The organism is Salinimicrobium oceani (genome assembly GCF_012037645.1).
In genome coordinates this window covers 1-534 of sequence record NZ_JAAVJR010000353.1, presented here as the reverse complement: position 1 = coordinate 534, position 534 = coordinate 1, and the positions used below count along the sequence as shown (strand labels likewise).

Genomic DNA, 534 nt, shown 5'->3' with positions numbered 1-534 from the left:
CGTTTTTCTCATTAGACCATTGCATAACGGTACGAACACTGGAGCGACCTTCCATAGAGAGATCCTCTCCCATTCCAATTTCTTCGCCATATCGTAAAACAGGAGTTCCCGGAAGGGTAAAGAGAAGGCTATGCGCCAGTTCTATTTTCTTGCGGTCATTACCTAACATAGAGGCCAGCCTTCTTCTGATTCCCCGGCCAAAGATCCTCATGTTTTCATCGGGCGCAAAAACTTTAAAGACTTCTTCCCTTTCATTGCGGCTCAATTTATCGAGGTTGAGCTCATCATGATTTCGCAGGAAAGTAGCCAGCTGTTCTTTTTCAGTGATTTCAATAGGCATTCTTTGTAGCGCACGGGCCAGCGGAGTAGCTTCCTCCCTGGCAAAAGCCAGGTACATGAAATTGTTTACGTAGAAATTGAAGAGCATGTGCATTTGATCTTCATTACCCAAATATTTATTGTACTGGTTAGGGTCGAGATCTACCTCGGCCAGTAAAATGGCGTCGGGTTTTTGAGTCTCAACAAAAGTCCGGA

1 protein-coding gene is annotated in these 534 nt (G+C 44.9%); it reads right to left on the bottom strand.

What is annotated here, in order from left to right; genetic code table 11:
- Positions 1-534, bottom strand: a 534-nt coding sequence (locus HC175_RS17145; protein WP_262887245.1) for an alpha-amylase family glycosyl hydrolase, incomplete at both ends; no start/stop codon positions are given.